The sequence below is a fragment of the Micromonospora sp. DT228 genome (genome assembly GCF_049841595.1).
Classification (GTDB): Bacteria; Actinomycetota; Actinomycetes; order Mycobacteriales; family Micromonosporaceae; genus Micromonospora.
Genome location: NZ_JBNCKO010000010.1, coordinates 44,054 through 69,401 on the forward strand (window position 1 = coordinate 44,054; position 25,348 = coordinate 69,401).

Sequence of the window (25,348 nt, forward strand, 5' to 3'; positions counted from 1 at the left end):
GGCGTCGGACGACGCCTGGCGACTGCCGCCATCAGGCCACCGCCGGTAGGGGCAGGGTGGCGGTGACGGTGAAGCCGCGGCCGTCCTCGGCGGGACCGGTGCGCAGGGTTCCACCGCAGGCCTGGGCCCGCTCGCGCATACCGACGATCCCGTACCCGGGCCGGTCGACGCCGGAGGCCCGGTCACCGTGGCCGTCATCGGTGATCGAGACGGTAAGCGCCTCCGCCGTGTGGTCCAGCAGGACGCGGACCGACCCCGCCCCCGCATGGCGGACCACGTTTGTCAGGGACTCCTGCACGATCCGGTAGGCGGCGACCCCGACGTCCGCGGGCGGTTCGACAAGCACCCCGCGGGCGGGTCCGGCCGGCGGCTCGGACCGCTCTCCGCGCACGGGCTCCGACGGTCCGGCCGCGACGGTGAGGACGGCGTCCAGCCCGGTGGCGCGGACGCGTTCGACGAGGGCGCCGAGGTGGGCCAGGCCCGGTTGGTCGAGGGGGTGGTCGGCGGGCTCGCGCAGGCTGCCGACCGCGCGGCGGAGTTGGACGACCGCGTCGCGGCCGGTGGAGGCGATCGTGGCGAACGTGGCGTCGGCGCGGTCCGGGTGGGGACGGACCAGCAGCGGCCCCGCCTCGGCTTGCACGATCATGACGCCGACCGCGTGGGTGAGGATGTCGTGCAGGTCGTGGGCGATGCGGGTGCGTTCGCGCAGCACGGCCGCCGCCCGCTCACCGGCGACGCGACGATCGCGTTCGGCGAGGGCGGTGGCCTGGGTGCGGCGGGCGCGGGCGCTGGTGCCGAGGGCGTAGGAGAAGACGTAGGCGACCGACAGGTACCGCAGCACCTCCACGTCCGGGTGTGGATGCAGCAGTGACACCACCAGCCCGGCCGCGGTGAGCACGACGCCGAGCAGGCGGATCGGCAGCGAGGACCGCGCCGCGAACGTGTAGAGGCAGACGAGCGGGCCGACCGGCAACAGCGGGGGCGCGCCGAGCGTGGCCGAGACGGTCGTGGCGACGCCCACGACGACGGCGACGGGGATCAGCGCGCGGTCGCGCCACAGCACCGGCACCGACGAGGCGACCGCGAGCGGCAGCACCCACCAGGCGCGTGGACCGCCGGCCAGCGCGGGCAGTACGGTCGCGGCGACGGCGGCCACGGTGACGGCGAGATTGACGTACCGCTTCACGTCGGCAGTATCGTCCGGCCCGGCGCCTACGCGCCTCCCTCCACGGGACCAGATCACACCCGGCTCGTACGGCGATCCGCCCCCGCCGCCTCGGCCCGCACGATTCGACGCATGATGACGATCGTCGCCGCACTCCTCAGCGGCCTGCTCTGGCTCGGCGGCTCCGGGCTGCACCCCGTCGCCGCGCTGACCTGGCTCGCCCCGATTCCGCTGATCCTCGCCTCGGTGCGGGTACGCCCGAGGACCGCGCTCGGCGCGACGATCCTCGCCTGGTCGATCGGTCAGCTCGGCCTGGTGGGGTACTACCTCGACACCCTGCGCCTACCGGTGCCCGCGGTGGCCGGTGTGCTCGGCCTCGGCCTCGGCCTGGCGAGCGGCACGGTCCTGCTCGCCCGGGTGCTGCTGCTGCGCGGGCGGACCGTGACCGCGGTCCTCGCCGTGCCGTCGCTGTGGGTGCTTGGCGAGTACGGCGCGTCCCGCCTGCTCCCGAACGGCGCGTGGTGGAGTCTCGCCTACACGCAGGCCGACGTCCGCCCGGTCATCCAGTGGACCGCCCTCACCGGCGTCTGGGGCGTCACCTACCTGCTGCTCGCCGTCCCGATCGCCCTCGCCGCCCTGCTCGGCGTGGCACTCCCGACCCGCGTCGGCCGGCTCGACAACCCACGCCCTGCCCTCGCCTGCCTGCTGGCCCTCCTGGTCGGCGTCGGCACGTGGTCGGCCTGGTCACTGAGCCGCTCCCTGGAACCGGCCGCGCCGCTGACCGTCGGCCTGGTCGCCCTGTGGCAGCCCGAGGACGGGCTCCCGATCGACGAACCGGCCGGGCGGGACCTGCTCACCCGCTATGGTCCGCGGGTCGCGGGTCTGGTCGACCAGGGAGCGCGTGTCGTCGTGTTGCCGGAGAAGGTGTTCGCCGTGACGGACACGACGCTTCCCCTGCTCGTGGACGCGCTCGGGCAGACCGAGGCCCGGGTGGTCGTCGGCGCGGTGCTGTGGCGGGCCGGCACGGCGCACAACGTCGCGCTGGTGCTGGACCCGGACGGGACGATCACCACGTACACCAAACAACACCTGGTCCCCGGCCTGGAGGACTGGATGACACCGGGTGACGAGGCGCTCGTGCAGGGACGGTTCGGGGTCGCGATCTGCAAGGACCTCGACTATCCCGACCTGGTCCGGCGGTATCGGGCGGCGGGCGCGTCGGTGTTGCTCGTTCCCGCCCTGGACTTCACCTCCGACGGCTGGCTGCACGGCCGGATGGCCCTGGTGCGGGGTGTGGAGAACGGGCTCACCGTGGTCCGCGCCGCCGCGCTCGGTCGGCTGACGGTCACCGACCCCGGCGGTAGAACGGTGGGTGAGACGACCACCGCCGGTGACGCGGAGCTGCTGGTCACGGCCGCTCCCACGACCGGATGGAGCACCGTCTACTCGCGTACCGGGGACTGGTTTCCGGGTCTGTGCCTGGCCCTGTTGCTCGTCGCCGTCGCTGGGGTGCGGCGGCGCTACCAGCCGTTCCAGTGGGCGAACGCGTCCGCGTCGGCCCGCGGGCCGGGCTTGAAGTCCGTGCCCAGGGTGTAGGCCACCGGGGTGAGCGCCACCTGCACGACGGTGTCGTAGGGGATGCCGAGCAGGTCGGCCATCTCCCGTTCGTAGCTGAGGTGGCTCGTGGTCCACGCGGTGCCGAGCCCGCGTTCCCGGGCGGCCAGCAGGAAACTCCAGAACGCGGGGATGACCGAACCCCAGGCCCCGGCCTGCCCGCGTACGGTTGCCAATTCGGCGCGGGACTCGACCCGCAGACAGGGGATGAGCAGCAACGGGACCTCGTGCAGGTGGTCCGCGAGGTGCTGCAGGCTGCCGGCGATCCGGCCCCACTGCGCGGAGGCGAAGTCCATCCGGCTGAAGGCCGGCCCGGTGCCGCCCGACGCCGGTGGCGGCGCCATCAGGCCGAGTCGCCACAGCCGGGCGACGGCGGCCCGGGTCTGCGGGTCCTCGACGAAGACGAAGTCCCAGCGCTGCCTGTTACGGCCGCTGGGTGCCTGAAGCGCGAGGCGCAGGCAGTCCTCGATCACGTCACGGGGGACCGGGCGTCCCAGGTCGAGGCGCTTGCGGACGGCGCGGGTCGTGCTCAGGACCTCGTCGGCGGACAGGCCCAGGGTTCGTGGCCCGCTCTGCCCGGTCGGTGCGGTGTCGCTCATGCGGGCGCTCCCACCGGTGCGGGCAGGTCGAGGTTGGCGATGATCGCGGGGAGAAGGCCGGGAAACCTGTGATTGATCTCGTCCGCGCGTAGTTCGTGGCGGCGGAAGCTGCCGTTCGGCGTGACGCGGAGGACACCGGCTGCGCGCAGCACCTTCAGGTGATGCGACAGCGTGGACATGCTCACCTCGGACAACGCGTCGAATTTGCCGCAGACGACCCCGCCGGCCTGCGCCAACTGTCGTACGACACTCAGCCGCACCGGATCGGCGAGGGCGCCGAGCACGGTGGCGAGGTCGACCGAGGCGAGGTCGGGATGATGCAGGGCTCTCATGGACGCCATGCTAGCTTTGGTTTCGTGATTTCGAAAATCTTCCAAATGATGGACGGAGCGCGGTCATGCCGATCGACACTGTGATCTTCAGCGGAGAGGGCCCGCACGCCGATCCCTGGCACCCGTTGGCCGAGACGAGCGCGGCGGTCGCCGACCTCGTCGGCGACGACGGCCAGGTGGCGATCGTGACCACCGTCGACAAACTCGCGACCGCACTCGACGGCGCCCGCCTGCTGGTGGTGAACGCCAGCGCCAACCGCACCACAGCGATCGCGGAGGACGAGGAGTTCGGCCGTGTCCTCGACGACTTCCTGGCCGGTGGCGGCGGCCTGCTCGCCCTGCACAGCGCGACTATCGCGTTTCCCCAGCTCGCGACCTGGCGGTCCACGGTCGGGGCCGCCTGGGACCGCGGCCGGACCTTCCACCCGCCGATCGGGTCGACCCTCATCCGACGCACCGACGCCGAGCATCCGATCACTACCGGTCTAGGGGACTTCGAGGTCTACGACGAGCGCTACACCGACCTGGAGCTGCTCGACGGCGTCGACGTCGACACCCTCTACGTCCACGACGAGGGCGGCGCCACCCACCCGCTCGTCTGGGCGCGCACCATCGGGAGCAGCCGGGTCGTCTACGACGCGCTCGGTCACGACGCCCGGTCGTACGAGTCGCCGGGGCACGTGGACCTGCTACGGCGCATCGTGACGTGGCTTCGCCACGAGAGCTGAACGGCGTGGCTTCGCCACGAGAGCTGAACGGCGTGGCTTCGCCACGAGAGCTGAACGGCGTGGCCCCGTCACCACGGTCGAACGCTCGGCCGGGTCACCGGCCGAGCGTTCGTGCGTGTGGTGCGGATCAGCCCACGCGTTCGTACCCGGGGGAACGCCGTCACGCCGCGGAGGCGGACGCCTTCGGTCCCCGGTGCGACGCGACCGGGCCGGCGTTCCAGCCCCAGCGGGGTGCGGCGCTCTCACCGGGCCAGCCCGCGGCGCCCTCGTCGCTGTCGTCGCCGTCGATGGTCATCTCGACCGAGTCGGGAGTGCTGCGGGCCAGCCGCAGCGACTGCTCGGCGCCGTTGCGGGCCGCGCACGGCCAGGACTGCCCGGCGCACTGGAGGTTGCGGCAGTGACCCTCGTCGTCCGGCTCGTGGGCACTGAGCACGTCGATCGCCAGCTGCCACAGCAGCGGGTCGGTCACGTCGTGCGGGCGCTCGGCGCTGCGGCTTGGTCGGTTGCTGGTGTCGTCGTCGGACATTGCGGTCCCCCCTTGTCAGGCTGTACCCCACAAGGGTCACCCGTCAGCCGCGGGTTAAACCGCCGACCTGCTGTGATGTGTCTCCGGTCGCAGCGGGCGCCGGGACGCCGCACGCAGATCGGTCAATCCGGCAGCAGCGGCATCTCCACGCCCGGGTCCCGGCCCAGCAGCACCGCGCGGGTGAGCGCCGCCGATCCGAACCGGTTGCGGACCGCGTCCACCGCCGCATCCAGCTCCGCGCCCGGGTCGCGGTGGAACGGCAGCTCCGGCTGCACCGGGTTGTCGTCCAGATTGCCCACCGAGACACCGATCAGCGTCACACCACGACGATCGATCTCGGTCAGTGCGGCCCGGAGCAGCGCCCGCGCGGCAGCGAGCAGCGGCGTCGTGTCGGCGGTCGCCTTGCCCACCGTGTGCGATCGGGTCGCCCGGGTGTAGTCGCCGAAACGTAGCCGCAGCATCACCGTGCGTCCGGCCCGCCCGGCGCCCCGCATCCGCCGCGAGACCCGATCGACCAGACCGGCGAGGATGGCGTCCAACTCCGCCGGGTCATGCGGCGTACGGCTCAGCGCGTGTTGCGCGCCCATCGAACCGCGACGGCGGCCGACCTGCACCGAGCGGGGGTCGCGGTTGTGCGCCAACGCGTGCAGGTGCCGCCCGGCGCCCGACCCGAGCAGTGACACCAACGCGGCCTCGCCCAGCCGGGCCACCTCGCCGACGGTGCGGATCCGGTGCTCCCGCAACGTCGCCGAGGTGACCGGGCCGACGCCCCACAGCCGCTCGACCGGCAGCGGGTGCAGGAACGCCAACTCGGCGTCCGGTGCGACCACCAGCAGCCCGTCCGGCTTGGCCACGCCACTGGCCACCTTCGCCAGGAACTTCGTGCGGGCCACCCCCACCGTGATCGGCAGGTGGACCCGTGCCCACACCTCCCGGCGCAGCCGCTCGGCGATCTCGGCCGGCGACCCGACCAGCCGCCACAGGCCACCCACGTCCAGGAACGCCTCGTCGATGGAGAGCCCCTCGACAAGTGGGGTGGTCTGTCGGAAGATCTCGAAGACCGCGCGGCTGGCCGCCGTGTACGCCGACATGCGCGGCGGCACCACGATCGCGTTCGGACACAGCCGGCGCGCCTGTTGGCCACCCATCGCGCTGCGTACGCCCCGTGCCTTCGCCTCGTAGCTGGCCGCGAGGACCACGCCTTCGCCGACGATGACCGGCCGCCCACGCAGGCGTGGGTCGTCACGCTGCTCGACCGACGCGTAGAACGCGTCCAGGTCGGCGTGCAGGATGTGGGCGCCGGACGACACGTACACATGTTCGCATGGCGCCCGGCGACGACCGCGGTGAGCTGGGTGAACGCCCGGTTCAGTCCAGGCAGAACTCGTTGCCCTCGGGGTCGGCCATGATGAGGTGGCCGGCCCCCAGCGGGGGAGCGGGCTCGTGCCGGCTGAGCCTTGTGGCCCCGTGCCCGATGAGCCGGTCCGCCTCCGCCTCCAGGGCCGCCATCCGCTCGTCCCCCTCCAGCCCGGGAGCGGCCCGCACATCGACGTGTACGCGGTTCTTGACCTGCTTGGGCTCCGGCACCCGCTGGAAGAACAGCCGGGGCCCCGAGCCGTCGGGGTCGACCACCGCCGACGCGTCGTTGCGGTTCTCCGGCGGCACACCCATCGCCTCCAGCGCCTGGTCCCACGACTCGAAGTTTCCGGGGGGCGCCTGCACCTGGTAGCGGAGCGCCTCGGCCCAGAAGGTCGCCAGCGCGCCCGGGTCGGCGCAGTCGAACGTGATCTGTATGTCGCGGGCCATGTCAGCTCCCTGTGTCCTGGTCTTTGTCGGTCATGATCTGAAGCCTCTCGCGAATAGCGGACAGGGTCGTTCCGCTATTCGTGCAACGATCGGCGCATGAGCGTCGAGGCGACCACCGAGCGGGTTCTTCGGCTGCTGGCGCTGCTGCAACGGCGACCGTCCTGGACGGCCACCGAGCTCGCTGCCGAGTTGGGGGTCACCAGCCGGTGTGTGCGCCGCGACGTGCAGCGTCTGCGGGTGCTCGGCTATCCCGTGCACGCGACGGCGGGCGTGGGCGGCGGCTACCAACTCGGCGCGGGCACCCGGCTGCCGCCGCTGCTCCTCGACGACGAGGAGGCGATCGCGACCGCGGTCTCCCTGCGGCTCGCCTCGGGCGGCACGGTCGCCGGTGCGGGCGAGGCGGCCTTGCGCGCGCTCGCGAAGCTCGACCAGGTGATGCCGTCGCGGCTGCGCGCCGAGGTACGGGCCGTGCACGGTGCCACGGAGACTCTGCTCGGTCCGGTGGCCGAGATCGACGCGGAGTTGCTGGTGACTCTCGCACGGGCCTGTCGCGACGCCGTGCGGGTCCGGTTCAGCTACGCCGCCCGCGACGGCGGGGAGAATGAGCGGACCGTCGAGCCGATCCGGATGGTCACGACAGGTCGCCGCTGGTATCTGATGGCCTGGGACGTCGACCGCGACGACTGGCGTACGTTCCGGCTGGACCGGATGGGCGACGCGGTGGCGACGACGTGGCGGTTCCGGGCGCGCGACCACCCGGATCCGGTCGCCTTCGTGCAGCGGTCGGTGACCGGGGCGCCGTACCGGTATGTGGCCCGCGCGCGGGTGCACGCCCAGCCCGACCGGGTACGGGCGTTGGTGCCGCCCCAGGTGGGGCGTGTCGAGGACGACCGCGACGGGTGGTGCGTGCTGGTCGTGGGCGGGGAGAACCTGGACTGGCTGGCCGCGCACCTCGCACGCCTGGATTACGAGGTGGAGGTGTTGGAGCCGCCGGAGTTGCGCGAGGCCGCCGGCCTGCTCGCCCGCCGCCTGGCGGCGATGGCCGGGGTGGCGTCGGAGCGCAGCGCGTAGTGCCGTAGCGACACCGGGCTGCCGTCCGGAGCGGTCCATGGTGCGGTGCTGGTGCCGGTGCACCGCCACCCGGAGCGCTCGTAGAGGGCGATGGCCGCGGGGTCGCCGGTGGTCACGTCGAGCACCAGATCGGTCCCGCGCGCGCTCGCCCACTGCCGTGCCCGCTCCAGTAGTGCGCCGCCCAGCGCCAACCCTCTGGCGGCCGGCACGACGAAGAGGCGAGCGACCTCGGCCGTCGGTCGGGCGGGCAGCCCGTTCGCCGGGCCGGGCAGCCGGTGCACCGCGACGTGCCCGACAACTGCCGCGCCGGTGTCAGCGCCGGTGCCGATGTCAGCGCCAGCGCCGGCGTCCGAGCCGGCGTCACCGGCGAGGGCGACCCAGGCGCGTGCCGGGTGTGGTTCGCGCAGCCAGCGGTTCGGGTCGGCGGGCCAGTTCAGCGGATATCTGTCGACCCGGTGGACCTGGGCGAGCGCCGCTACACATCCGTCGAGGTCGGTGGCGCGCCGCCGGCGGATACGCGGTGCGATCACAGGTCGTCGAACGGGGACGCGTAGCGGAACTCGCCCCGGATCGACTCGCGCCAGGCATTCATCGGTCGGGCCATGAAGTACTGCGGACCCCATGGCTGCGGCGGGGTGACACCCACCTCGACGGCAGGTCGGAACCCGAAGCGCGGGTAGTAGTCGGGGTGCCCGAGCAGCACGACGAGCGGCTCGTCACGGGCGTCGGCCGCGCCGAGCACCGCGTGCATCAACGCGCTGCCGACGCCGCGCCGCTGCCATTCCGGCAGCACCCCGAGCGGGCCCAGGCCCAGCGCGACCGGCTCACCGGCCACCCGGCCGCGGGTGGCCACCACGTGCCCCACCACCCTGCCGTCCGAGTCGGTCGCCACCAGGGAGTACGCGGGCAGCCAGCCCTCGTCGGCGCGCAGCGCGTCGACAAGCGTCGCCTCGACGGGCGTGGCCTGGGTGGGCGTGGCCTGGCCGGGCGTTGCCTCGACCGCCGCGCCGTCGCCCGTGGCCTTGGCGAAGGCGGCGGCATGTACCGCCCGGATGGCATCGACGTCGGCGGATGTCTCGCGTCTGATCAGCACCGCGCCACGATAGGGCACGACAGACAATGACTCCACGCCTTTACCCCACCCCCCCACCCCACCCCACCCCGCCCGCGCCGATCTTGCAGTTTCGGTCGCCGATATGCCCAGAGTGCCGCTCTTTGTCGCGACAGTAAGTGCAAGATCGCGAAGACTTGGCGGTGGGGGTGGCTCACCCGACGGCGGTCGCCGAGGGCGGGGCGCTGCCGCCCCGCGGTCCCTCTGGCGCCATCAGTCGAACGATCTCCGCCTGGTCGGTGGGCGAGGGCAGCCCCCAGTGCGGCTGATAGCCGTACACCTCGTGCAGTGGGGTGGAGCCGGTGCGGCCGTCCAGGATCTCCACGGCGTCCGTGCCGATCAGGCCGGGGTGTTCCACCCCGCAGGCCTCGGCGACCTTGGTCAGGTCGCGGCGCAACGTCCGGAGGTAGTTGGCCGCCCGGACCGACTTCAACGCCGGGTCCAGGCCTCGGGACAGCCAGGCGTTCTGCGTCGCCACGCCGGTGGGGCAGGTGTCGGTGTGGCACTTCTGGGCCTGGATGCAGCCGATCGACAGCATCGCCTCCCGACCGACGTTGACCATGTCGCAGCCGAGCGCGAACGCCACGACGGCGTTGTCCGGCAGGCCGAGTTTGCCGCCACCGACGAAGACCACCCGCTCGTGCAGGTCGTGCTCGGCGAAGACCGTGTAGACCCGGGAGAAGCCCTGCTGGAACGGGAGCGACACGGAGTCGCTGAAGATCAGCGGTGCGGCGCCGGTGCCACCCTCGCCGCCGTCGACCGTCACGAAATCCACACCCCGACCGGTGTCGCGCATCAGGGTCGCCAACTCCCGCCAGAAGCCCAGGTCGCCGACTGCCGACTTGATGCCGACCGGCAGGCCCGTCTCGGCGGCCAGCAGCTCCACCCAGTCGAGCAGACTGTCGCAGTCGGAGAACTCGGCGTGCCGGGAAGGGCTGACGCAGTCCGCACCAGCCGGGATGCCCCGGGTGGCGGCGATCTCGGCGGACACCTTCGCCCCGGGCAGCAACCCACCGAGGCTCGGCTTGGCGCCCTGGCTGAGCTTGATCTCCAAGGCCCGCACGGGCGCGCCGGCGACCAGGTCCTTCAGCCGGTCCAGGCTGAACCGGCCGTGCTCGTCCCGGCAGCCGAAGTACGCAGTGCCGAGTTGGAAGACCAACTCACCACCGTTGCGGTGGTACGGCGACAGGCCGCCCTCGCCGGTGTTCTGCAGACAGCCAGCGAGCGCGGCCCCCTTGTTCAGCGCGGTGACCGCGTTGCCGGAGAGCGACCCGAAGCTCATCCCGGAGATGTTGACCACCGACTCCGGGCGGAAGGCACGGGCTCGCCCCCGGGCCGCGCCGAGCACCTTCGCGCAGGGCAACCGTACGTCGTGCCCGGCGGTCGGGGTCGACGGCGGCACCGCCCGGCCGAAGGTGCGGTGCTTGATGATCGGATAACCGCGGGTGTGCTCGATGTCGTTGTCCGTGCCGAAGCCGAAGTAGTTGTTCTCCTGCTTGGCCGACGCGTACACCCAGCGGCGCTGGTCACGGGTGAACGGTCGCTCCTCGTCGTTGCCGGCCACGATGTACTGCCGAAGCTCCGGCCCGATCGCCTCCAACAGGTAACGGGCGCGACCGAGCACCGGAAAGTTGCGCAGCAGCGCGTGGTCGCGCTGGATCAGATCCCGCGCGGCGAGCGCCGCGACGGCGGCGGCGACAGCGGGTACGGCTCGACGGGCCCATCTCATACCGGCAGTCTTTCCGCCCGCGCCGTGCGCCAAACCGCCCCGGCCGCGCCACCGCGCTGGTGGCAGGCCCGGTGGCGGTGCGGGGACGCCCGCACCGCCACCCCCGCTCAGCGGTGCCGGAACGACTGGCGGACCGACCCGCCGACGACAGCGCACCACGTGCTCGTGCTGAGCTTGCCGTTGCGGGGCAGGCCGTGCAGCGCCTGCAGATCCTGCACGGCCGCCCGGGTGGCGTGGTCGTACGCCCCGGTCGCGGTGACCGCGTACCCCTTGGTGGCCAGGATTTCCTGCACCGCCGTGACCGGCGCGCCGGTGGCGTGCTGGTCGAGCTCCGGAGCGAGGGTCTCCCACGTCGCCGTGGTGAGGGTGGCGTCCACGTCCACCGGAATGCCGTTACGGGCCTGCCAGTCCTGGACGGCCGCCACCGTCGCGGCGTCGAACGTGCCGCTGACCGTCACCGGGTAGCCCCGGTGGGCGAGCAGGTGCTGCACCACCCGGACCGAGGGAGAGTTGACGAAGCGCCACAGGTCCGGCCAGCGGCGGGCCGGCACGTCACCCGGCCTGGTGCCGAGGGCCGCGTGGACCCGCCGCCGCAGCTCGGGGAACTGCCGGTAGAACGCGGCCCCCGGGCACTCGGTGGTGCGGAAGTCCCAGTGGCCGAAGATGTCGTACGCGTGCAGCCCGTACTGCCGGCAGATGGCGACGCAGAGCCGGACCAGTGAGTCGGTGAGTGCCTTCGGCGGCGTCTCGGTGACGTAGGTGCCCTCGTTCTCGATGCCGATGGCCCGGCCGTTCTCGCCCGGACAGTGCGCCGAGATCATCTGCCGGTCGCCGGCTTCGAGGCGTTCCAGGCTGCCCCGGCGGCCCTCCAGCACGTAGCCACCGCGGCTCACCGTGAAGTGCTGGCCGGTGTCCGACCAACCGTTGCCGTCCATGTGCAGGTCCTGGCAGTCGTGGGCCAGTCTGACCGCCTGCTCGCGGGAGTAGTCAGTGACGTTGGGGAACGCCATGTGATGCACGATGATCTTGTTGGTGGCGATGGCGCTCACCGACAGCGGGTCCTTCGGCGGGCGGGCGGCCCACTCGTCACAGCTGATGACCCAGTCCAGGTCGGTGCCGGGCGCGGCCTGTGCCGTGGCGGGGAAGGCGAGTTCGCTCCCGACGACGGCGACCGTGGCGGCGCCGAGACCGGCCCGCAGCAGTGTCCGGCGGTCCACTTCGGAATGGTCGACGTGCATGACATCTCCTCCTGCGGCCGACGGCGGGGGGATGAAAAGTAGCTCCAGTGGCCGCACGCACTCCGGAGAATATTGCCAAGACTCGCCAGCGCGCTAGGGGGCGGTGCCCACGATCCAGCCGGCCGGGCCGTCGGTGGCTGGCGTTTCCGCACGTCGGGTCGAGGGTAGGTCGGGGACTGACCATCCCCGGCTGCGCGTAAAGGAATGACCAGATGAGTGACAACGTCAGCGACGCGGTGGGCGACGCCCTCCGCTCGGTGATGCTCTTCCTGCCCAAGGCCGTCGCCTTCCTGGCGATCCTGGTGGCTGGTTGGCTGATCGCCAAGGCCGTGTTGAAGATCGTGGAGAAGGTCCTGGAGCGGGTGGGCTTCGACCGCGCCGTCGAACGCGGCGGCATTCGTCGGGCGCTGAGTCGTTCCCGGTACGACGCCAGCGACATCGTCGCGAAGCTCGTCTACTATGCGGTGCTGCTGTTCACCCTCCAGCTCGCCTTCGGCATCTGGGGGCCGAACCCGATCTCCGACCTGCTCGCCGCGGTGATCTCGTGGCTGCCCAGGGCCTTCGTCGCGATCGTCATCGTCGTGGTCGCCGCCGCCATCGCCAACGCGGTCAAGGACATCATCAGTGGCGCGCTCGGCGGGCTGTCGTACGGCCGGGTGCTGGCCAACATCGCCTCGGTGTTCATTCTCGGCCTCGGCGTCATCGCCGCGCTGAACCAGATCGGGGTGGCCACCGCGGTCACCACGCCCGTGTTGATCGCCGTGCTGGCCACCGTCGGCGGGATCCTCGTCGTCGGTGTCGGCGGGGGCCTGATCCGTCCCATGCAGAGCCGTTGGGAGGGGTGGCTGAGCCGTGCCGAGCAGGAGTCGCAGGTGATCGCCTCGCACACCCGCGCCTACCGGGCCGGCCGCCGCGACGCCGAGGCCGAGCTGGCCCGGCGGTCGGCCGCCGCCACCGACCCGGCCCGGCCGTCGCAGGCCGTCAGCGATCCGGAGGCCACCCAGGTGGTGACCGTGCCGGCCGACCCGCGGGTGGTGACCCGACCGGCCGATCCGGAGGCCACGCAGGTGGTGACCCGGCCGGCCGATCCTGAGCTGGTGACCCGACCCGCCGATCCGGAGGCCACGCAGATCGTGACCCGACCGGCCGACCTGGACACCGAGCGGGTGCCGACCGCGCTTGCCGACTCCGACACGACCCAGGTGGTCGGCCGCGACGCCGACACGACCCAGGTGGTCGGCCGAGGTGGTGTTGACGCCGACACGACCCAGGTGGTCGGCCGGGGTGGTGGCGATGGCGACACGACCCAGGTGGTCGGCACCGGTGCTGGCGGCGCGGTGCCCGGACAGCGTGCCGGCGACGACAGCGAGACCACCACTGTCATCCCGCCGATCGACCCGAACCGCCGCTGATTCGCCGCGGTGCCAGCGGGGTGGGGTCCGGAACGGACCGCACCCCGCTGGCAGGTGTCGGGCAGGCCGAAAGCGCTCGCCGACACGGCGGGACGCGGCTAGCATCGCCGGCATGACCTGGCGACATTGATCCCGCACCCTAGGCCGAAACCGTGGGCCGCCACGGGCACCGCACGTCCGGTGTCCGTCTCCACTCCACGGGAAGGCCTCATGATCCACATCGCCGCACGCGTGCCCGACCCGGCGGTCCGTCGGCTGACGACCACCCTCTACGGCTACGCGTTCCTCAGTGACCTCGTGCTGCTCTACCCGCTGTACGTGGTGTTCTTCGCCGACACCGGGCTGTCGGTGGGGCAGATCTCGTCGCTGTTCGTCATCTGGTCGGCGGCCGGCATCCTGTTCGAGGTGCCGTCCGGCGCGTGGGCCGACGTGGTGTCCCGACGGCTGCTGCTGTGCCTCGCCCCGCTGGTGACCGCTGCCGGTTTCGCGCTCTGGGTGTCGCTGCCGTCGTACCCGGCTTTCGCGGTCGGTTTCCTGCTCTGGGGCGCCGGCGGGGCGTTGGTCTCCGGTGCGCTGGAAGCACTGGTGTGGACCGAGTTGGATCGGCTCGGCGCGGTCGGCCGCTACGCCCGGGTGCTCGGGCGGGCCCGGACGGCGGGCGTGCTGGGCGTGGTGCTCTCCGGAGTGCTCGCCGGCCCGGTGCTCGCCGCCGGCGCGTACCCGGCGATCGGCGCGGCCAGCGTGCTCGCCTGCCTGCTCGCCGCGGTGGTCGCCACCCGGTTGCCGGAACACCGGCCAGCGGCCACCAGGTCGACCCGGTCATCGTCCGAACTGGACGACGACGGTGGTGATCTGGGCTGGTGGGAGACGCTGCGGGCCGGCCTGACGCAGGTCCGCACGCGACCGCCGGTACGGGCGGCGGTGCTGCTGGTCGCCGTCGTGGCCGCCGACTGGGGTGCGCTGGACGAGTACACACCGCTGCTGGCCCTGGACACCGGTGTCGGAACGCCTGTGGTGCCGCTGCTGCTCCTGCTGCTCTGGGCGGGGGTGACCATCGGCGGGCTGCTCGCCCCACTCGGGGAGCGGCTGAGCCGCCACGGCTACGCCGCCCTGCTGGGCGTGGTCGGCGTCGCGCTGGCCGGAGGCGCCCTGCTGCGGCACCCGGGCGGTTTCGTGCTGCTCGCGGTGGCGTTCGGCGCCGCGCAACTGGCCACCGTGCTGGCCGACGCGCGACTTCAGGCACGCATCGTCGGCAACAGCCGGGCCACCGTCACGTCGCTGGCCGGGATGGCCACCGACCTGTTGATCATCGGGACGTACGCCGGCTTCGGGCTCCTCGCGACAGCGGCCGGGACCGCTGTGGCGTTCGCGGTGACGGCGGGGCCGTACCTCGTCCTGGGGGTGGTGCTGCTGACCCGTCGGCGGCGCGGCGCGGCCGTGCCCACCGGCGGCACCGCGAGCGTCGTGGGGGGCCCTCACTGACCGGGGCCCCGGCGGCGGTGTGGCCGCCGCCGGGCCCCGCGCTCAGCCGGCCAGGTGCAGGAACGACCACTGGTGGCCGTCGAGGTCCCGGAAGCCGCGCATGTACATCGGCCCGTTCGCCATGCCCGGCCCGAGCGACTCCCCGCCGGCGACCGCGGCCCGGTCGACCAACTCGTCGACCTGCTCCCGGCTTCTGACCGACAGGCCGACGATGACCTCCCGGCTGGTGGTCGTGTCGGTGGTGGCGACCCCGGTGTACGTCTCGAAGGCCGAGCGGAGGTGCAGCATCAACCGGGTGCTGTCGGAGATGGTGAGCACCATGCTGTCGCCGTCCGTCTCGGCCTGGTCGGTGCTGAAGCCCAGCGTCCGGAAGAACTCGGCGGCCAGGGTCAGGTCGCGCACCGGCAGGTTGATGAACGTCGTGGTCATCGGTGGTCTCCGTTCGACTCGAGCAGTGTCTTCAACGCGGCGAGCCGCTCCCGCCAGTACGCCTTCAGCTCGACGGCCTGCTCGGCGCCGGTCAGCTTCTCGTGCAGGATGCTGACCCGGGCCTTCGACTCGCCGATCGCGTCGACGCCGACCACGATCCGGGTGGGACCACCGGCCCAGTCGGCCCGGAAGCTGCGCGGGGCGGTGGCGGTGCGGACGCGCACCTCGACGTCGGGCAGCCAACGGGCGCGTACCGTCTCGTCGGCGAAGGCCTCGAACAGCCGCGTCGCCGGGACCGCCACCGTCCGGCTGGCGCTGGCCTCGAAGCCGCCCCCGCGCCGCTGACCGGGGGCGCGCAGACCGCGCGCCTGCTCGTATCCGACGGTGATGGTCTGTGCCCACCACCCCGGCACCTCGTGCTCGACCACCAGGTGACGGGCGATCTGGGTGTGCGTCCGCTCGGTGCAGCCCACGGCGTCGAGCAGGGCGAACCACTCGGCCCAGCCACGGCCGGTGCGGGCGCGGATCAGGTCGTCGGCGATCCGCTCGGTCTGCGCGGCGGTGTGCCCCGCCGCGGCAGGCCCTACGGACGGCGCGGAGGCGGGGCCCGCGGACGGTTCGGTGGCAGGGTCTGCGGACGGCTCGGCGGCCCGACTGATCAGCTGTCGGCGGGCCGTGGTGTAGCTCTCGCCGGTCTTCGCCATCCGGGTTCGGACCCGGGCCTTGAACGATCTCTGGTTGGTCATCACATGCTCCCGGTCAACGGCACGGTCACCGGGACTCACGCTCCCGTCGACCCCGCCGGAGTGGGGCATGTGGCACCACGTCCCGAGGGCTCCAGGCCCCCTTTGCCTCCGCGTGGCCGGCGGCGTGAGCGCCGGGAGAGAGGTGCGGCGTAGGACGACGCCAGCCTCATCCTACGACAGGGCCGGGCGCCGGCGCGGGAATCAGGTCAGGTCGCCGTCGAGGTAGACCCAGCGGCCGTCCTCACGGACGAACCTGCTGCGTTCGGTCATCGTGCCGGGCTGGCCCGCCTCGCGGTAGTGGGCGTGGAACGTCACCGTGCCGGCGGTGTCGAGCAGGCCGCCCCGCTCGCTGTCGACGATCTCCAGCCGGGTCCACCGCTGCCCCGGGTCGAGTTCCAGGGAGGCGGGCCGGGTCGAGGAGTGCCAGCTGCGCAGCAGGTAACCGGAGTCGCCGAGGGCGAAGGCGCTGAACCGGGAGCGCATCAGGGCCTCGGCAGTCGGCGCCTGCGCGTCGCCGCCGTGCACGGGCGCGCAGCAGTCCGCGTACGGCTGGCCGGAGCCGCACGGGCACACCCGTCCCGTCGTCGCGTTCGCCCGTCGTCGTCCCGCACCCTTACCCACGTCGCCATCCTGCCGCACCGCCGGGCGGGCCCCGTACTGCGCCTCTCCCGCGATCTTGCACTTTCGGTCGCGGCATAAGTAGCAAAAGAGGCATAACGACGACAGAAAGTGCAAGATCGACGGGGTCGGGGCCGGGCCGGGCCGGGCCGGGCCGGGCCGGGCTGGGCCGGGGTTAGAGCCAGCCGGAGCGGCGGAACAGGCGGTACAGGGCCAGGGCGACAACGGCCATCAGGGTGAGGGAGGCGGCGAAGCCGTGCCGCCAGGCCAGCCCCGGGATGTGGTCGAAGTTCATGCCGTAGATGCCGGCGATGCCGGTCTGGGTGGCCGCGATGGCCGCCCACGCCGCGATCTTGCGCATGTCGTTGTTCTGTTCGACGGCGAGCTGCGCCAACCGGGACTGCACGATCGAGGTGAGCAGGTCGTCGTACGCGGCGACCCGGTCGACGGCTCGGGCCAGCCGGCCGTCCACGTCGACGAACCAGCGGTGCAGGGCGCGTGGCGGGCCGTCGGGGTCGAGCAGTGTCCGCATCGGCGCCTGCAACGGCAGCACCGCCCGTTTGAACTCCACCACCTCTCGTTTGAGCTGGTAGATGTGCTGGATGTCGGCAGCGCGGTCGCGGGCGAACACCGCCTCCTCGACCCGTTCCAGGTCCCGCTCCACGTGCCCGGCCACCTCCAGGTAGGTGTCGACCATCCGGGCGCAGACCGCGTACGCCACCGCCCACGGTCCGGTGGCCAGCAGGGCGGGACGGCGCTCGATGTCGGCGCGGACGCTGCGCAGCGCCCCGGCGGCGCCGTGCCGCACGGTGACGGCGAACCGGTCTCCGAGCAGCACCATCACGTCCCCGGTGTCGATCACCTCGGAGGTGTCGGTCAGCTCGTCGTGTTCCACGTACCCGGCGGTGCGCAGCACCAGCAGTGTGACCGGCCCGTGCTGCTGGACGGTGGGTCGGTGCCCGTCGGCGAGGGCCTGCTCGACGGTCAGCTCGTCGAGGCCGAAGGTCCGGCCGACCGCGGCGAGCACGGCCGGCCCCGGGTCGTGCAGACCCAGCCACACGAAGGAGTTGCGGCCGTGCCGTGCTCGGGCGTACGCGTCGGCGTAGTGCCGCTGGCCGGGCTCGCGCCGACCGTCGACGTAGACGGCGCAGTCGACGACCGCGTCCGGGTTGGACCGGCGCGGGGTGGGGGAGTCGCCCTCGACCCGGCCGAGCAGTCGACGGGCCAGGGCGCGTACGCCTCGACCCGCCCGGTCCCGTACCGGTCGCTGATCCACCGCGTGCCTCCCCGTCGCCCGCGCACCGCCCCGGTCACGGTGTCCGCCGGGGATGGTGCCACCGCATTCTGCCGAGCGGGGTCCGGCGCCCGACAGGTGGGCGACGGTGTTCAGGCGGTGCGGGTGGCGAAGACGACGACGTTGTCGACGTAGTTGCCGGTCGTGGCGTCGAACCGGCCGCCGCAGGTGATCAGGCGTAGCCCGGCGGCGTCCGCCGGGCCGTAGACGAGCGTGGTGGGAAAGTGCTCCTTCGGGTACGCGCGGACGTCGTCCACGGTGAACGTGGCGACCTGCGCGTCGGCACGGGTGACCTGGATCTGCGCGCCGCCGCGCAGCCGGCCGAGGTCGAAGAAGACGGCCGGTCCGGCGGGGGAGTCGACGTGTCCCACCAGGACGGCGTTGCCGGTTTCGCCGGGGCTGACCCCGTGCCGGTACCAGCCGGCGAGGGTGGGCTTGTCGAGCGGCGGCACCTCCAGCACCCCGGCGGTGTCCGCGCCGACCGGAACGACCTCCGCGCGTACGTCGATGGCGGGGATCCGCACCCGGACCGGCGCGGCGCGGGGCAGCGGCGCGAGGTCCGGCGCGGGATGGGTGCGCCTCGGCGCGTCGGCCGGCGGTGGTGGTGGCAGCGTCGGATCGGCGGTGAGGCCGACGGTGATCAGCCCCAGCCCGGTCACTCCGAGCAGGGCCACCACGGCCGGTAGGGTCCGCCGCCACCACACGTGGGCACACCTCCGTAGGGCATCGTCGGGGTGCCCGCGCCGGTGTCACCGGTGCGGGCACCCGTCCTCAGGGATGGAGCAGTCGCCGATCAGGCGACAGTGGACACCGGACGCCGCCGGCGGATCAGGACCACCGCGCCGGCCAGGGCGGTGCCGAGCAGGGTGCCACCGGCGGCCAGAGCGCCGGTGTCGCGGCTGTCACCGCCGGAGCCGGCCGGCGCGCCGCCGATCGGGGTGACGGTGAACGTCGCGGTGCCCGCCGAACTGCCGTCGCCGCAGGTCGCGGCCACCGTGTACGTGCCCAGGGTGAATCCGGCGGTGAAGAGTTCGGCGCTCAACCCGCCGCCGGCGGCGGCCGTGGTGGATCGGACGTTCTGGTCGCGGTTGGGGCCGGTGACCCGGAAGAGGGCGTCACCCGACTTCGGGTTGCAGGTCGTCGCGGTGAGTACGACGGTCCCACCGACCGGGGTGGTGGCCGGTGACACGGTCGTGTCGGCCAGTGCGGCGCCTGGCAGCAGGAGCGTGCCGAGGCCCACGCCGAGCGCCGCCGAGCAGAGTGCTGTTGAGACCTTCATACGCGTCTTCCCTCACTTTTCGTCCGCTGACTGCGTGGGACGTCGTTCGGGTGGCCAACTCCGACTAGCACCGGTGTGCCCAACACTAGGTGGGTTGGCCCCACGATCAGGTGAAAATGAGAATTCCTCGTTGCCGTCACGTGTCCACCAGAAGGCGGGGAGAGCTGCGGGCTGTCGTCCCTGGGTCGATGGCGAGGTATGGCGTCGGCTGTCCACGAGCCGGTGGGCGCGACCGGCCGGCCGGGTGGATAAAGGCCGGGGCCGCCCGCCGAAACGCTGGTAGGTTCGCTCGCCGTGACACCGAACGTGGGAGCTGGTCTGGGAACGACGTTCGCCCGACTCTGGGCGGCGACGACCCTGTCGGCCCTGGGCCGCCGCCGGCGACCCGCACGAACGCCGTACCCGCTCGATGGGCGCCGAGATCGTCGAGGGGCTGCGGTGGTTGGCCAACCAGCGGTTGCTGCGCACGATGGCGGTGCTGATCGGTCTGCTCAACGTGACCCTCACCGCCGCGCTCGCGGTGCTGGTGCTGCTCGCCGGCGAGCGGCTCGGACTCTCCTCCGTCGGCTACGGCCTGCTGTTCACCTGCATGGCCGCCGGTGGGGTGCTCGGCGCGTTCCTCGGCGACCGGATCATCGCCCGGATCAGCGCCACCTGGACGATCCGGATCGGCCTGCTCGTCGAGGCGGGCCTGCACCTGGCGTTGGCCGCGTCGCGCAGCACCGTCGTGGTCGGGTTCGCGCTCTTCGCCTTCGGCGTGCACGGCGCGTTGTGGAACATCGTGGCGAACTCCCTGCGCCAACGACTCACCCCGCCGGCGTTGCAGGGGCGGGTGGCCAGCACGACCCTCTTCGTGGCGGCCGGTGGCAACTGCGTGGGCGCGCTGCTGGGCGGGGTCCTCGCCGCCCGGTTCGGCATCACCGCGCCGTACTGGGTCGGGTTGGTGGTGGCGATCGGCGTCGCTGCCGCCACCTGGCGGGTCTTCAACCGCGCGGCGGTCACGCGCGCCTATGCCGACCCGCCCGCGGCCGAGCAGCAGCGCACGCCCGTGCCCTGAGTGGTGCGGCGGGTGGTGGTGGGCGGCGGTGTGGCAGCGTGGTGCGGGTGACCGATTCCGCGCCGCTCGACGTCGACCTCGCGCTGCTCGGCGGTGGCGGCGCGGCGTCGCTGCTGCTCGCCGCGCTGGACCGGCACGGCGTCCGGGACCTTCGCATCGCCGTCGTCGACCCGGTCCGCCGGCGCGGTCAGGACCGCACCTGGGCGTTCTGGGGCCACCCGGGCACCGACCTGGACCCGCTGCTCAGCGCGAGCTGGCAGCAGGTCGAGGTGGCGACGACGGCCCGCCGCCGCGTCCTGGACCTGACCCCGCTGCGGTACGCCATGCTCCGCTCCGGCCCGGTCTACGACCGGGCTGCCGCGGCCGAGCGCCGACTGGACGCCACCCGGATCGTCGCCCCCGCCGAGACGGTGACCGACGACGGCACGCGGGTGCGGGTGCGCACCGGCGACGGGCAGACCGTAAGGGCGGCCTGGGTGCTCGACTCCCGCCCCCGCCCGCCGGCGCGAGCGGGGCGAACCACCTGGTTGCAGCACTTCCGCGGCTGGTGGCTGGAGGCCGACCGGCCGGTCTTCGACCCGGCGCGCGCGGTGCTGATGGACTTCCGCACCCCGCAGCCACGCCGGGGCGTCTCGTTCGGGTACGTGCTGCCGGTGAGCGACAGGTACGCCCTGGTCGAGTACACCGAGTTCTCGCCCGACCTGCTCACCGACGCCGGGTACGACGCGGCGCTGGCCGGCTATCGCGACCTGCTCGGTCTGGACCCGGCCGGGCTGCGGGTGCGCGAGGTGGAGAACGGGGTGATCCCGATGACCGACGCGCCGTTCCCGGCCCGGCCCTCGCCCCGGGTGGTCCGGTTCGGTACGGCCGGCGGCGCGACCCGTCCCTCCACCGGCTTCACGTTCTCCGCCATGTACCGCCAGGCCGACCAGGTGGCCCGCGCCCTCGCGGCGGGCCGCGCGCCGGTGCCCGAGCCGGCGTACCCGCGTCGGCACCTGTGGATGGACGCGGTGGCCCTGCGGGCGCTGGACCGGGGCGGGGTCGGCGGTCCCGACTTCTTCGACAGGCTCTTCGACCGCAACCCGGCCGAGCGGGTGTTGCGCTTCCTCGACGGGGTCACCACCCCGGCCGAGGAGGTCGCGATCATGAACTCGACCCGGCTGTTGCCGATGATCGCCGCGTCTGCCGGCGACGCCGCACAGCGCGTCCGTGACCGGCTGCGCCCGACCCGGCCAGCGCCGGCCGTTCCGCCCGCGGTGGTGGGGGATCCGCTGGGCGCGGAGCCCGGCGCGGGTGGAGCGACCCGTCGGACCTGACCGGCGTCGCGTCCTGCGCCGCCTGTAGAGCTGCCCCGCCAGTGGGGCACTGTGTGCGCTGCCGCGGGAGTGGAGCACCGTGGGCGGGGCCGTCGCCCCCGGCGTGCCGGCCCCCCGAGCGGGGAGGACGACGTCACCGCCCGGTAGGTTGCCGGGCATGGTGGACGCGGCGGCCGGCAGGGGCGTGCAGATCTGGACCGACGGGGCGTGCAGTGGCAACCCCGGGCCGGGCGGTTGGGGCGCGCTGTTGCGCTACGGCGACCACGAGCGGGAGTTGTGCGGTGGCGAGGCCACGCCGACCACGAACAACCGGATGGAGCTGATGGCGGCCATCCAGGCGTTGGAGAGCCTGAACCGGCCGGTCACCGTTGAGTTGCACACCGACAGCACGTACGTGCGCAACGGCATCACCAGTTGGCTGGCGTCCTGGAAGCGCAACGGTTGGCGGACCGCCGCGAAGCAGCCGGTGAAGAACGCCGACCTGTGGCAGCGGCTGGAGGCGGCCTGCGAACGGCACGAGGTCACCTGGCTGTGGGTCAAGGGGCACAACGGCCACCCGGAGAACGAGCGGGCCGACGGGCTGGCCAACAAGGGCATGACCGAGGCGCGCGCCGCACTGACCAGCCGCTGAGCCCGGGTCAGCGGGTCGCGTCGGGGTGCCCCGGCATGCTCGACCCGCCGCCGCTGCTGCCGGACGAACCACCGGCGACACCCGAGTTGTCGGGCTCGGTCACGATGTCCGGCCGGACGTCGGTGTCCGCCGGCGCGGGCACCTCGGTGTCCGCCTCGACCTGCACCAGCGGCACCTGGCCGGCCTCGTCTTCGCTGTGCTGCGGGTCGCCCGGCAACTCACCGTCGCGCTTTCGGTAGCCCACGCCGTGCCCCCCGTCGATGCCGGTCCGCGTCGGCGCTGGCTACCCGGCGTCGTACCGGCCGAAACCTCGCGCTCAGCGCCGTCGGCGGCGGCCGGTGGAGGCGGTTGCCCGGGATGGCTGGCGGACCGGGGTGAGCGGCAGCGCCGTCCAGTGCGGTGGCCGGGTGTGGGCCGCCGGCAGGACGGTGCGCGCGTCGCCACGTGCGGCGTCGAGCTGGGACTGGTGCAGGAAGAGCGTGCTCCGCAGATCGGCGCCGCGCAGGTCGGCCCCGCGCAGGTCCGCGCCCGTGACGTCGGCCAGGCTCAGGTCGACGCCGCGCAGGTCGGCGCCGATCAGCAGCGCCCCGCGCAGGTTGGCCCGGCGCAGGTCGGCCCGGCGCAGGTCGACGCCGGGCAGGCGCGCGCCCCGGTGGTCGGCGCCCCCGGGTGCGCGGGCCGCGTCGCTGGCCCGGGACAGCAGCGGGTTGACCAGGTCCCGGTGCGTGGCGACGTCCACCGTGCGCAGGTGCGCCGGGTCACCCTCGGTCAGTGCCATCGTCTCGGCGCGGGCGCGGGCCAACTCGTCGCGCAGGTCGGCCGGCGGACGCAGCGCCAGCGCCTCGGTGACGTACCAGAGCAGTTCGTGCAGGGGGCGCAGCACCGCGAAGGCCTCCGCCATGGCCGGCAGCGTCTCCGGCGCGTCCCGCCAGTCCCGCCCGCCGAAGGTCACCTGGGCGACCTGCTGCCCGGCCCCGAAGCAGTCGAACACCGTGCAGCCGGGAAACCCTCGTTGGCGCAGCTCGGTGTGGATGCCGCAACGGTGGTCCGGACCGAGGTTGGGGCAGGCCCGCCCGGCCGGCTTGTCGATGGCGAAGTCCGCCGAGCGGGCGAACGCGGGCACCACGCAGCACAGGCCGAAGCAGCGTCCGCAGTCGGCGCGAAGCTGCGCCGACCCGGGCGGCGGTGCGGTGCTGGGCGACACGTGGCCGGTCCTCCTGGCGTTCGGGGCGGGGCCACAATTGTCTCGCGCCCCGAGCCGACCGGTCGGGTCGGGGTCACCGTCCGTGCGTGTCGTCGGCTCCCGCCGAGCGGGGACTCGGGGTACGGGAGGTGCCCGGTGGCGGCACCAACCGGTAGATCGCCCGCTCCGCGTCGGCGTGCCCGTACTTCTGGTCGAAGTGCCGTTTCACGGTGTCGACCGGCGTGTGGTCCCCGTCGGCGGGCTCCGCCAGCGCGAACATCGCGGGGGATGCCCCGGGCGCGCGGGGCGGCAGCATGGCGCGCGCGGTCAGCTGCCCGGTCACCCGGAACCCACGGCAGTCGACGTAGTGCTGCCCGTCCACCGTCAGGTACGGCACGCTCACCTCGGCCACGTCCGAGTCGTCGTGCAGGAGGGTGACCATGACCGACCAGTAGCGCTCCAGGTCGAGGGTGGCCTGTTCGTGCTCCCACAACTCCTCGAACCGGGCGTGCACGAACCCGCCCCACGGGCTGTCCATGTCGACCTCGAGCTGGGGGACGTTGAACGACAGCTTCCCGATTGGGAAGAACGAGATCAACGCCCGCCCGTCCCACTGGTAGAGCTGGATCGACGGGGACGCGTCGTAGAGCCGGATCTGCAGGCGTTGCCGCAACCGGGCGTCGAGGGCGTCGGTGAAGGCGGCCAGATGGCGCAGGTTGGTGCGGATCTGCCGGGGCACGTCGACCCGCTGCCGTTCCAACTCCTCGGAGCGTTGCTGCGCGGCGGTGCAGTCCGGGTCGAGCAGGAGAAGCTGCACCTGGGCGCCGTTGGCGAGTGCCGCCCGGATCGCGCTCAGCGTCTCCTCGCGGTGCCGCTGCTCCAGCAGGATCGTCCAGGTGTCGAGGATGCGCACCCGGCGGCCGGAGCGGTGCAACCGGGTCACGAACGCCTGCTGGTCGAAGCTCAGGTGCTCCTGCACCCGTGCCTTGCGGGCCTCCTCGAACAGCGGGTCGAAGATGACGTACGAGATGGCCGCCAGCACGACGCTGGCACCGAGATTGAGCAGCAGGTCGCTCAGGAAGCCGGTGCTGCGCCAGGCGGCCACGAGCATGACGACGGCGACCCCGAGCAGGGCCCCACCGACGACGAAGGCGTGTCGTTGCCGCCCGCCTCGACCAGCCCACTCGGGCATCCGGTCCCCTTCCGCTGTCGGTCGGCCCCACCGCCGCTTGCTGATCACCGGAATTCGGAGGATACGTGCCCGCTTTGCTGGGCGCTGTCCCCTTCTCCGAGCGGCCGGTTCACCGCTCGCAGAAGCTCCGCCGCTCATAGGGTGACGGTAACGGAGTCGTGCGACCACGGAGGGTGGCGGGGTGGACGAGAGCGAACGCGAGCAGGCGCTTCTCTCCGTCCTGACCACCGAGCACTACGCGTTGCAGACGTCCCGCGCCGGCACCATCGCCGAGGCCACCGGCCGCGCCACCATCTTCCTGTCGGTCCTGTCGGCGGCGCTGATCGGCCTCGGCTTCGTCGCCAGCAACGACAAGCTGATCCGGCCGTACCTGGCCGCGGTGCTGCCGACGCTTGTCATCCTCGGGGTGCTGACGTTTCTGCGGCTGGTGGAGACCACCGTGGAGAACTCGTTGGACCTGCGGCGGATCCAGCGCATTCGGGCCTACTACCAGCATCACCTCGCGGGCGAGCACGACTTCTTCGCCGACGCGGTGGTGGCCGACGACGCCATGAGCACCGCCTGGAACCTGGTCGGCACGCGACCGGGGCGGTGGGAGTTCCTGCTGACCACCGCCGCACTCGTGGGCGCGGTCAACGCGGTGCTGACCGGGCTCGGCGTCGCTCTGGTGACCACGACCGTCGGGGCCGGGGGCGTGGTGACGGTCGCCGTCGGGGTGCTGGTCGCGGTGGTGGCGTTCGGTGTGCAGTTCGCGTACATCGTCCGGGCGTCGGCCGCGCCGATGCGGTGA

Annotated in this window: 28 protein-coding genes; 9 read left to right on the plus strand and 19 right to left on the minus strand. The window is 73.0% G+C overall.

Annotated features, from left to right (window positions below):
• Positions 1-31: 31 nt before the first annotated feature.
• Complete coding sequence (locus tag ACLQ29_RS20685; protein WP_425773138.1) at positions 32-1,186, minus strand: sensor histidine kinase; 1,155 nt, start codon at positions 1,184-1,186, stop codon at positions 32-34.
• Positions 1,187-1,297: 111 nt separating this feature from the next.
• On the opposite strand from ACLQ29_RS20685, the gene ACLQ29_RS20690 reads away from it, so the two are divergent.
• A complete protein-coding gene (locus ACLQ29_RS20690; RefSeq protein ID WP_425773139.1) occupies positions 1,298-2,761 on the plus strand; it encodes a nitrilase-related carbon-nitrogen hydrolase in 1,464 nt (487 codons plus the stop codon).
• On the opposite strand, the gene ACLQ29_RS20695 is transcribed toward ACLQ29_RS20690, so the two are convergent.
• Together ACLQ29_RS20695 and ACLQ29_RS20700 are read right to left on the minus strand one after the other, a co-directional pair.
• Positions 2,686-3,378, minus strand: a complete 693-nt coding sequence (locus ACLQ29_RS20695) for a nitroreductase family protein (protein ID WP_425773140.1) — start codon at positions 3,376-3,378, stop codon at positions 2,686-2,688. The two genes, ACLQ29_RS20690 and ACLQ29_RS20695, sit on opposite strands and share 76 nt — an antisense overlap.
• The gene (locus ACLQ29_RS20700; protein ID WP_425773141.1) at positions 3,375-3,710 is read right to left on the minus strand and encodes an ArsR/SmtB family transcription factor; all 336 of its coding nucleotides are present in this window, start codon (positions 3,708-3,710) and stop codon (positions 3,375-3,377) included. Before ACLQ29_RS20700 ends, ACLQ29_RS20695 begins: the two co-directional genes overlap by 4 nt.
• Positions 3,711-3,775: 65 nt before the next feature.
• Between ACLQ29_RS20700 and ACLQ29_RS20705 the strand changes: the two genes are divergently transcribed.
• Complete coding sequence (locus ACLQ29_RS20705; protein ID WP_425773142.1) at positions 3,776-4,438, plus strand: ThuA domain-containing protein; 663 nt, start codon at positions 3,776-3,778, stop codon at positions 4,436-4,438.
• Positions 4,439-4,598: 160 nt separating this feature from the next.
• On the opposite strand, the gene ACLQ29_RS20710 is transcribed toward ACLQ29_RS20705, so the two are convergent.
• From ACLQ29_RS20710 to ACLQ29_RS20720, 3 genes are all read right to left on the minus strand, one after another.
• On the minus strand, positions 4,599-4,964 hold the full coding sequence (locus tag ACLQ29_RS20710; RefSeq protein ID WP_425773143.1) for a hypothetical protein: 366 nt from the start codon (positions 4,962-4,964) through the stop codon (positions 4,599-4,601).
• Between the two features lie 122 nt (positions 4,965-5,086).
• Positions 5,087-6,274 (minus strand): DNA polymerase IV, encoded by a 1,188-nt coding sequence (gene dinB / locus ACLQ29_RS20715; protein WP_425773144.1) that lies wholly within the window; start codon positions 6,272-6,274, stop codon positions 5,087-5,089.
• A gap of 58 nt (positions 6,275-6,332) precedes the next feature.
• Positions 6,333-6,770, minus strand: a complete 438-nt coding sequence (locus ACLQ29_RS20720; RefSeq protein WP_425773145.1) for a VOC family protein — start codon at positions 6,768-6,770, stop codon at positions 6,333-6,335.
• 96 nt (positions 6,771-6,866) lie between these two features.
• Between ACLQ29_RS20720 and ACLQ29_RS20725 the strand changes: the two genes are divergently transcribed.
• A complete protein-coding gene (locus ACLQ29_RS20725; RefSeq protein WP_425773146.1) occupies positions 6,867-7,841 on the plus strand; it encodes a helix-turn-helix transcriptional regulator in 975 nt (324 codons plus the stop codon).
• Here ACLQ29_RS20725 and ACLQ29_RS20730 read toward each other — a convergent pair.
• The 4 genes from ACLQ29_RS20730 to ACLQ29_RS20745 all read right to left on the minus strand — a co-directional run bounded on the left by ACLQ29_RS20730 (position 7,736) and on the right by ACLQ29_RS20745 (position 11,919).
• Positions 7,736-8,371, minus strand: coding sequence for a GNAT family N-acetyltransferase (locus ACLQ29_RS20730; protein ID WP_425773147.1), 636 nt, complete (start codon positions 8,369-8,371; stop codon positions 7,736-7,738). The two genes, ACLQ29_RS20725 and ACLQ29_RS20730, sit on opposite strands and share 106 nt — an antisense overlap.
• Positions 8,368-8,934 (minus strand): GNAT family N-acetyltransferase, encoded by a 567-nt coding sequence (locus ACLQ29_RS20735; protein WP_425773148.1) that lies wholly within the window; start codon positions 8,932-8,934, stop codon positions 8,368-8,370. Before ACLQ29_RS20735 ends, ACLQ29_RS20730 begins: the two co-directional genes overlap by 4 nt.
• Positions 8,935-9,106: 172 nt before the next feature.
• Complete coding sequence (locus tag ACLQ29_RS20740; RefSeq protein WP_425773149.1) at positions 9,107-10,681, minus strand: glutamate synthase-related protein; 1,575 nt, start codon at positions 10,679-10,681, stop codon at positions 9,107-9,109.
• A 107-nt stretch (positions 10,682-10,788) separates the two neighbouring features.
• Positions 10,789-11,919, minus strand: coding sequence for a peptidoglycan recognition protein family protein (locus tag ACLQ29_RS20745; RefSeq protein ID WP_425773150.1), 1,131 nt, complete (start codon positions 11,917-11,919; stop codon positions 10,789-10,791).
• Positions 11,920-12,131: 212 nt separating this feature from the next.
• Here ACLQ29_RS20745 and ACLQ29_RS20750 point away from each other — a divergent pair, with 212 nt between their 5' ends.
• Together ACLQ29_RS20750 and ACLQ29_RS20755 are read left to right on the plus strand one after the other, a co-directional pair.
• Positions 12,132-13,331, plus strand: a complete 1,200-nt coding sequence (locus ACLQ29_RS20750) for a mechanosensitive ion channel family protein (RefSeq protein WP_425773151.1) — start codon at positions 12,132-12,134, stop codon at positions 13,329-13,331.
• A gap of 210 nt (positions 13,332-13,541) precedes the next feature.
• Positions 13,542-14,813, plus strand: a complete 1,272-nt coding sequence (locus ACLQ29_RS20755) for an MFS transporter (RefSeq protein WP_425773152.1) — start codon at positions 13,542-13,544, stop codon at positions 14,811-14,813.
• Between the two features lie 42 nt (positions 14,814-14,855).
• Here the strand turns inward: ACLQ29_RS20755 and ACLQ29_RS20760 are convergent, their stop codons facing one another.
• The 6 genes from ACLQ29_RS20760 to ACLQ29_RS20785 form a co-directional block, all read right to left on the minus strand.
• On the minus strand, positions 14,856-15,242 hold the full coding sequence (locus tag ACLQ29_RS20760) for a VOC family protein (protein ID WP_425773153.1): 387 nt from the start codon (positions 15,240-15,242) through the stop codon (positions 14,856-14,858).
• Positions 15,239-15,988 carry a hypothetical protein gene (locus tag ACLQ29_RS20765; RefSeq protein WP_425773154.1) on the minus strand — a complete coding sequence of 250 codons (750 nt, stop codon included), beginning with the start codon at positions 15,986-15,988 and terminating at the stop codon, positions 15,239-15,241. Before ACLQ29_RS20765 ends, ACLQ29_RS20760 begins: the two co-directional genes overlap by 4 nt.
• A 201-nt stretch (positions 15,989-16,189) precedes the next feature.
• Positions 16,190-16,609: a YchJ family protein gene (locus ACLQ29_RS20770; RefSeq protein ID WP_425773155.1), complete on the minus strand. Its 420-nt coding sequence runs from the start codon at positions 16,607-16,609 to the stop codon at positions 16,190-16,192.
• Positions 16,610-16,781: 172 nt separating this feature from the next.
• Positions 16,782-17,882, minus strand: a complete 1,101-nt coding sequence (locus ACLQ29_RS20775) for a magnesium and cobalt transport protein CorA (protein WP_425773156.1) — start codon at positions 17,880-17,882, stop codon at positions 16,782-16,784.
• Positions 17,883-17,992: 110 nt separating this feature from the next.
• Positions 17,993-18,604, minus strand: coding sequence for a class F sortase (locus ACLQ29_RS20780; RefSeq protein ID WP_425773157.1), 612 nt, complete (start codon positions 18,602-18,604; stop codon positions 17,993-17,995).
• Between the two features lie 89 nt (positions 18,605-18,693).
• Positions 18,694-19,179, minus strand: coding sequence for a hypothetical protein (locus tag ACLQ29_RS20785; protein WP_355033209.1), 486 nt, complete (start codon positions 19,177-19,179; stop codon positions 18,694-18,696).
• Positions 19,180-19,588: 409 nt separating this feature from the next.
• On the opposite strand from ACLQ29_RS20785, the gene ACLQ29_RS20790 reads away from it, so the two are divergent.
• From ACLQ29_RS20790 to rnhA, 3 genes are all read left to right on the plus strand, one after another.
• The gene (locus ACLQ29_RS20790) at positions 19,589-20,236 is read left to right on the plus strand and encodes an MFS transporter (protein ID WP_425773158.1); all 648 of its coding nucleotides are present in this window, start codon (positions 19,589-19,591) and stop codon (positions 20,234-20,236) included.
• 47 nt (positions 20,237-20,283) lie between these two features.
• Positions 20,284-21,552: a lycopene cyclase family protein gene (locus tag ACLQ29_RS20795; protein WP_425773159.1), complete on the plus strand. Its 1,269-nt coding sequence runs from the start codon at positions 20,284-20,286 to the stop codon at positions 21,550-21,552.
• A 157-nt stretch (positions 21,553-21,709) separates the two neighbouring features.
• On the plus strand, positions 21,710-22,183 hold the full coding sequence (gene rnhA / locus ACLQ29_RS20800; protein ID WP_030491933.1) for a ribonuclease HI: 474 nt from the start codon (positions 21,710-21,712) through the stop codon (positions 22,181-22,183).
• Positions 22,184-22,190: 7 nt separating this feature from the next.
• Here rnhA and ACLQ29_RS20805 read toward each other — a convergent pair whose 3' ends face one another.
• From ACLQ29_RS20805 to ACLQ29_RS20815, 3 genes are all read right to left on the minus strand, one after another.
• Entirely contained in the window at positions 22,191-22,427 is a 237-nt protein-coding gene (locus ACLQ29_RS20805) for a preprotein translocase YidC (RefSeq protein ID WP_238648548.1), read from the minus strand.
• A 72-nt stretch (positions 22,428-22,499) separates the two neighbouring features.
• A complete protein-coding gene (locus ACLQ29_RS20810; protein WP_425773160.1) occupies positions 22,500-23,387 on the minus strand; it encodes a pentapeptide repeat-containing protein in 888 nt (295 codons plus the stop codon).
• A gap of 73 nt (positions 23,388-23,460) precedes the next feature.
• Positions 23,461-24,558, minus strand: coding sequence for a DUF5919 domain-containing protein (locus ACLQ29_RS20815; RefSeq protein ID WP_425773161.1), 1,098 nt, complete (start codon positions 24,556-24,558; stop codon positions 23,461-23,463).
• Between the two features lie 181 nt (positions 24,559-24,739).
• On the opposite strand from ACLQ29_RS20815, the gene ACLQ29_RS20820 reads away from it, so the two are divergent.
• On the plus strand, positions 24,740-25,348 hold the full coding sequence (locus ACLQ29_RS20820) for a hypothetical protein (protein WP_425773162.1): 609 nt from the start codon (positions 24,740-24,742) through the stop codon (positions 25,346-25,348).